The organism is Mesorhizobium sp. M1A.F.Ca.IN.022.07.1.1 (assembly GCF_003997575.1).
Lineage (GTDB): Bacteria > Pseudomonadota > Alphaproteobacteria > Rhizobiales > Rhizobiaceae > Mesorhizobium.
Genome location: NZ_RZST01000037.1, coordinates 21014 through 27013, shown reverse-complemented (window position 1 = coordinate 27013; position 6000 = coordinate 21014). Strand labels below are relative to the sequence as shown.

Annotated in this window: 7 protein-coding genes; 3 read left to right on the top strand and 4 right to left on the bottom strand. The window is 64.0% G+C overall.

Going from position 1 to position 6000, the window contains the following annotated elements:
* The 3 genes from EOA75_RS07215 to EOA75_RS07205 form a co-directional block, all read left to right on the top strand.
* On the top strand, positions 1–369 hold a 369-nt coding region (locus EOA75_RS07215), incomplete at its 5' end, for a helix-turn-helix transcriptional regulator (protein WP_164747303.1).
* Between the two features lie 224 nt (positions 370–593).
* Positions 594–950: a nuclear transport factor 2 family protein gene (locus EOA75_RS07210; RefSeq protein ID WP_127323947.1), complete on the top strand. Its 357-nt coding sequence runs from the start codon at positions 594–596 to the stop codon at positions 948–950.
* Between the two features lie 42 nt (positions 951–992).
* Positions 993–1307 (top strand): hypothetical protein, encoded by a 315-nt coding sequence (locus EOA75_RS07205; protein ID WP_095777575.1) that lies wholly within the window; start codon positions 993–995, stop codon positions 1305–1307.
* Between the two features lie 46 nt (positions 1308–1353).
* On the opposite strand, the gene EOA75_RS07200 is transcribed toward EOA75_RS07205, so the two are convergent.
* The 4 genes from EOA75_RS07200 to EOA75_RS07180 form a co-directional block, all read right to left on the bottom strand.
* Positions 1354–2781, bottom strand: coding sequence for a gamma-aminobutyraldehyde dehydrogenase (locus EOA75_RS07200; protein ID WP_127323946.1), 1428 nt, complete (start codon positions 2779–2781; stop codon positions 1354–1356).
* 118 nt (positions 2782–2899) lie between these two features.
* Positions 2900–3715, bottom strand: coding sequence for an ABC transporter permease (locus tag EOA75_RS07195; protein WP_067003601.1), 816 nt, complete (start codon positions 3713–3715; stop codon positions 2900–2902).
* On the bottom strand, positions 3705–4610 hold the full coding sequence (locus EOA75_RS07190) for an ABC transporter permease (RefSeq protein WP_206516972.1): 906 nt from the start codon (positions 4608–4610) through the stop codon (positions 3705–3707). The genes EOA75_RS07195 and EOA75_RS07190 overlap by 11 nt, the downstream gene beginning before the upstream one ends.
* 283 nt (positions 4611–4893) lie before the next feature.
* Positions 4894–5892 (bottom strand): ABC transporter ATP-binding protein, encoded by a 999-nt coding sequence (locus EOA75_RS07180; RefSeq protein ID WP_067003595.1) that lies wholly within the window; start codon positions 5890–5892, stop codon positions 4894–4896.
* Between the last annotated feature and the right edge of the window lie 108 nt (positions 5893–6000).

Sequence of the window (6000 nt, the reverse complement as noted above, 5' to 3'; positions counted from 1 at the left end):
CTCGCCTCGCGGCTGGTCGCCGAACTGGCGATAGGCTCCGGCCTGCGTTTCATCGACGCCGGACTTGTCAGTCTCGACGAGCTGAGTGAGCCGCTGCCGGTGGTCCAGGCCACGTCTGAACAACATCTGGAACCGGCCTGCCGCCCCAAGCCCAGGGCCCTGCAGCCAGCAACACTGACGGCCCGGGAAAGCGAGGTGGTGAACCTGATTGCCGACGGCATGAGCAATGCGGCGATCGCCGCCGAGCTGAGGCTCAGCGAGCATACGGTCAAGCGGCACGTCGCCAACATATTGCTCAAGCTGGACCTGCCGTCGCGCGCTGCTGCGGCGGCCTTCTCGGCAAGGCACACTGGCCCGGACGGGCCATGAGTGCCATGGCGCTTTCGGGCGAAGCGAAAGGGTGTCTCTAGGACTATGAATTCTTCCCATGCAGGCCAAGCGCCGGGTGGACTCGTCACCTCCAAGAAGCAGACCGACGACCTGTTCGCGGCCGCCACGGCCAATTCGCAATGAGAAATTCCCGGCCCGGCAGTAATTGTCGGGGAGTGCTTCGCACATCTACCGCCCAACACGATGGGCACATGGAGGATAAAATGCTGACCAAGACAGTGGACGGCGCGGCGATCAAGAAAGCGATCGAGGCCCGTGACGGCAAGATGCTGGCAAGCTTCTACAATGACGATGCGCTGGTGCGAGTGATCGACCGCAACAACCCGCCGAGCAAGCCGCGCGAAATCCGCGGCCGCGCGGCGATCAGCACCTTCTGGGACGACATCTGCAGCCGAGCGATGACCCACAAGGTCGACGCCACGATCGCCGAGGGCGACAATCTCGCCTTCACCCAGGCCTGCGCCTATCCCGACGGCACCAAGGTGTTCTGCGCCGCGATGCTCGAATTGAAGAACGGCCACATCGCGCGGCAGACGGTCGTGCAGGCCTGGGACGAGTAGCTCAAGAACGGATTCATCTGCAAAACAGGGAGGAGAACCAAGATGTTCAGCGCCAGATGGCAGATCGACGCCAAGTTCGGTCACAAGCAAACCGCGCTCGAGCTGATGCGGAAATGGGAGCGCGAGATCGGCTCGCAGGTCGGGCTCGCCGACCTGAAATTCCAGCTCATGACCGGTTCAGTCGGCGCACGCGAAGCGACGATCGAGACCCACCACCAGGTCGAGAGCCTGGCCCAGTTGGAGGAGTTCTTCGCCAAGATCGCCAAGATCGACGCGCACGCCAAATGGGGCAAGGAGCTGGAGCCCTATGTCGTGTCGGGCACCAGCCTGTGGAACATCTACCGCATCGTCGAGTAGCGGCCTGCGTGGCCGACCTCTCCCACAAGGGGGAGAGGTAGAGGACTTACCCGTGCGCCACCATCACATGGCGGACGGCGGTGTAGTCCTCCAGCGCGTAGAGCGACATGTCCTTGCCGTAACCGGACTGCTTCAGGCCGCCATGCGGCATCTCGTTGGTGAGCATGAAGTGGGTGTTGATCCAGGTGCAGCCATATTGCAGCCGGGCGGCGATCGTCATGGCGCGCGAGACGTCCCTGGTCCACACCGACGATGCGAGGCCGTAGTCGCTGTCATTCGCCCAGTTCACCGCCTCGTCGACCTCGGAGAACCGGGTGACCGAGACGACCGGGCCGAACACCTCGCGGCGCACGATCTCGTCTTCCTGCAACGCTCCGGCGACGACCGTCGGCTGGTAGTAGAAGCCGGAGCCCTCGCCCGGCTTGCCGCCGGTGGTGATCTCGATGTGCTTCAATTCCGAAGCGCGCTCGACGAAGCTTGACACGCGGTCGCGCTGGCGGCGCGAGATCAGCGGCCCGATCTCGTTCTCGGTGTCGTCGGGCAGATTGTATTTGATGGTCGACGCCGCCGAGGAGAGATCGGCAACCAGCTTGTCGTAGATCTTCTTGCCGGCATAGATGCGGCAGGCGGCGGTGCAGTCCTGGCCGGCATTGTAGTAGCCGAAGGCGCGCAGGCCGTTGACCACCGCGCCGAGATCGGCGTCGTCGAAGACGACGACCGGCGCCTTGCCGCCGAGCTCGAGATGGGTTCGCTTGACCGACTTGGCGGCCGCCTGCAGCACTTTCTTCCCGGTGGCGACGTCGCCGGTGATCGAGATCATGTTGACCTTGGGATGATTGATCAGCGTGTTGCCGACGCTGTCGCCGCGGCCGAGGACGACATTGACGACACCCTCGGGCAGGATCTCCGACAGGATCCTCGCCAGCTTCAGCGCCGTCAGCGGCGTCTGCTCCGATGGCTTGAAGACGACGGTGTTGCCGCCGCCGATCGCCGGCGCCAGCTTCCAGGCCATCATCATCAGCGGATAGTTCCAGGGCGCGATGGAGGCGACAATGCCGATCGGATCGCGCCGCACCATCGAGGTGTGGCCGGGCAGATACTCGCCCGCGACCTGGCCTGGCATCGAGCGCACCGCGCCGGCGAAGAAGCGGTAGCAATCGACGATCGCCGGGATCTCGTCATTGAGCACGGCGTTGATCGGCTTGCCGCAATTCAGCGCCTCGAGCGCGGCGAACTCATTCGCTTCGGCCTCGATGCGATCGGCGATCTTCAGCAGATAGCCGGAGCGCTGCGCCGGCGTGGTGCGCGACCAATTGACGAACGCTTGTTCGGCGGCACTGACAGCCGCCTCGATCTGCGCCGGACTTGCTTCTGGCAGGTTGAGGATGGTCGCGCCGGTCTTCGGATTGAGGATCGGCTCCTCGATTTCGGTGCCCTTGTCGAATTTCGAGCCGATCAGCATCTGGGTGTCCATGGGGGTTTCTCCCTTCGCAGTAGCGAGTAGCGAGTTGCGTGCAGCGAGTTGCGAATGGCGGGCAGGGTTCGCGATCGATTTTCCCTATTCGCTATTGGCTAATCCCTATTCGCTGTTTTCATTTGCCCGAGCCGGCGATCTGGTCGCCGTCGCGGGTCAGGTAATAGGCAAAGAGGATCGGCAGCAGCGTCACCAGCACGACGACCATGGCGACGACATTGGTGACCGGACGCTGCCGCGGTCTGATCAGCTCCTCCAGCATCCAGATCGGCACAGTCTGCTGCTGGCCGGCGGTGAAGGTGGTGACGATGACCTCGTCGAAGGACAGCGCAAAGGCCAACATGCCGCCGGCAAGCAGCGCGGTTGCAATGTTGGGCAGCACGACATGCCTAAACGTCTGAAAACCGTCGGCGCCGAGATCCATCGAGGCCTCGATCATCGAGCCTGAGGTGCGGCGAAAACGGGCGACGGCATTGTTGTAGACGACGACCACGCAGAAAGTGGCGTGGCCGAGCACGATCGTCCAGAACGAGAACGGGATGTCGGCGAGCGCAAAAGCCGAGCGCAGCGCGATGCCGGTGATGATGCCGGGCAGCGCGATCGGCAGGATGACGAGCAATGAAATCGCCTCGCGGCCGAAGAAGCGCGTGCGCGAAACCGCAGCGGCGCAGAGCGTGCCAAGAACCAGCGCGATCGCGGTCGAAATGGCAGCGACGCGGATCGACAGCGACAGCGCCTCCCAGACATCCGGCCTGTTCCAGGTGACGGCGAACCATTGCGTGGTCAAACCCGGTGGCGGCCATACAAAACTCTTCTCTTCGGTGGTGAAGGCATAGACGAAGATCAAAAGGATCGGCAGGTGCAGGAAGAGCAGGCCGCAGGCGGCGGCGATCTTCAGCCCGAGCGGGGCGGATTGGCCGCGATCAGAGCGCATCGAAAGCTCCCATGCGCTTGGCGCCCCACAGATAGAAGCCCATGATGACGATGGGCACCACGGTGAAGGCGGCGGCTAAAGGAATGTTGCCGGCGGTGCCTTGCTGCGAATAGACGGCCTGCCCGATGAACAGGCGCGAGGTGCCGATGATCTGCGGGATGATGTAGTCGCCCAATGTCAGCGAGAAGGTGAAGATCGAGCCGGCGACGATGCCCGGCAGCGCCAGCGGGAAGAGCACGTTACGAAAGGTCTGGCCGGGCGAGGCGCCGAGATCGGACGAGGCCTCGACGAGGTTGCCGGGGACGCGTTCCAGCGCCGCCTGCACAGGCAGGATCATGAACGGCAGCCAGACATAGACGAAGACGATGAAGGTGCCGGTGAAGGAGACCGACAGCGAGTTGCCGCCAACGATCGGCAACGACAGCCAGGCCTCGAGCAGCCATAGCAGGCCGAGCTTGCCTAACAGCCAAGTGAGAATGCCTTCCTTGGCGAGGATCAGTTTCCAGGCGTAGATCTTGACCAGATAGCTCGACCAGAGCGGCAGCATGACGCCGAGATAGAACAGCGCCTTCCAGCGGCCGCGCGCATAGCGCGCCGCGTAATAGGCGATGGGGAACGCGATGACCGCGGAGGCGAGCGTCACGAGCGCCGCCATCGTCACCGTGCGCAGGATGATGTCGAGATTGGCGGCCTGGAACAGGTCGCCATAGGTCTTCAGCGTGAACTCGCGGTTGATCAGGCCGGAGAACTCGTCGATCGAGAAAAAGCTCTGCAAAAGCAGCGCGAAAAGCGAGCCTATATAGACGATGCCCAGCCACAGAAGCGGCGGCAGCAGCATGAGCAGCAAGAGAAGTATCGGCCGGCGCCATAAGAGGTCGGAGAGCGCCCCGCGCATGCCGCCGTTGCCGGGCAGGATGGCGGGCACGGGTTTGGATTGAACAGCGGCGATTGTCATCGGGCCGCACCGACGATTAGATCAACGGCGGCAAGGCCGAGATCCTTCACACCCCCCTCTGGCCTGCCGGCCATCTCCCCCGCAAGGCGGGAGATCAGCAGCTCGTCTGCCCCGCCAGTTCTGCAACGTCGAAAATCGGCGAAGCGAGCGGCGAGAGCCAATCCCCCCGCTTGCGCGGGAGATGTCCGGCAGGACAGACGAGGGTGCTTTGCACAAACCGCAATCATGCCGACTCGTCCATCAGATGCAGGTGCTCGCGGTTGAAGGTGAGCATCACCGCCTCGCCTTCGGCAGGGAGCGCGGTCCCCGCCGGCACCATGGCATGCAGCCTCAGCCCATCGGCATCGAGCGCCAGCCTTGTGGTGGCGCCGAGATAGTTGGTCCCGACCAGACGCGCGGCAACGCCATCGCCGCTCGTGGCGCCCGATACGCGGATGGATTCAGGCCTGAGGCTGCCCCAGCGATGCTGGCCGGAATAGCGCTGCACGAAATCCGGCGGCAGCACGTTGGACGAGCCGACGAAATCGGCGACGAAACGCGTCCTCGGCCGCTGGTAAATGTCCTCCGGCGTGCCGACTTGCATGATTCTGCCGTCGTTGAAGACGGCAACACGGTCGGCCATGGAAAGGGCTTCGCCCTGGTCGTGAGTGACGAAGACGAAGGTGATGCCGAGCACCTTCTGCAGCGACTTCAGCTCTTCCTGCATGTTCTCGCGCAGCTTGAGGTCGAGCGCGCCGAGCGGCTCGTCGAGCAGCAGCACTTTGGGCTGGTTGACGAGCGCCCGGGCAAGCGCGACGCGCTGGCGTTGGCCGCCGGAGAGTTGGCCGGGGCGCCGGGCCCCATAGCCCGGCAGGCGCACCAGCGAGAGCGCCTCTTCCGCCGCCTTCAGCCGTTCGACCCTGCCGACGCCCTTGACCATCAGCCCGTAAGCGACGTTGTCGAGCACGTTCAGATGCGGGAACAGCGCGTAGTCCTGGAAAACGGTGTTGACGTTGCGGCGATAGGGCGGAACGCCTTCGGCCCGCTCGCCGAAGATGGAGATCGAGCCGGCCGTCGGCTGCTCGAAGCCGGCGATCAGCCTGAGGCAGGTCGTCTTGCCGGAGCCGGACGGCCCGAGCATGGCGAAGAACTCGCCCGGCGCGATGTCGAGATCGACCGCATCGACGGCGCGCACGCTGCCGAAATGGCGCGAGACTTGTTTGAAGGAAACGGCGGAGGTCATGATCTGTCCTGAAGGTCCAGGCTCTCGAATTCGGGCGTCTGTGCTGCCCCTCGTCCGCCTGCCGGCACCTTCTCCGCGTGAAAGACCGGGAGAAGGGACAAACTCCAG

Excerpts from the sequence above, each read along its gene's own strand:
- EOA75_RS07205 (WP_095777575.1), top strand. The coding sequence starts at position 993 with ATGTTCAGCGCCAGATGGCAGATCGACGCCAAGTTCGGTCACAAGCAA.
- EOA75_RS07210 (WP_127323947.1), top strand. The coding sequence starts at position 594 with ATGCTGACCAAGACAGTGGACGGCGCGGCGATCAAGAAAGCGATCGAG.
- EOA75_RS07195 (WP_067003601.1), bottom strand. The coding sequence starts at position 3,715 with ATGCGCTCTGATCGCGGCCAATCCGCCCCGCTCGGGCTGAAGATCGCC.
- EOA75_RS07180 (WP_067003595.1), bottom strand. The coding sequence starts at position 5,892 with ATGACCTCCGCCGTTTCCTTCAAACAAGTCTCGCGCCATTTCGGCAGC.
- EOA75_RS07190 (WP_206516972.1), bottom strand. The coding sequence starts at position 4,610 with ATGCGCGGGGCGCTCTCCGACCTCTTATGGCGCCGGCCGATACTTCTC.
- EOA75_RS07200 (WP_127323946.1), bottom strand. The coding sequence starts at position 2,781 with ATGGACACCCAGATGCTGATCGGCTCGAAATTCGACAAGGGCACCGAA.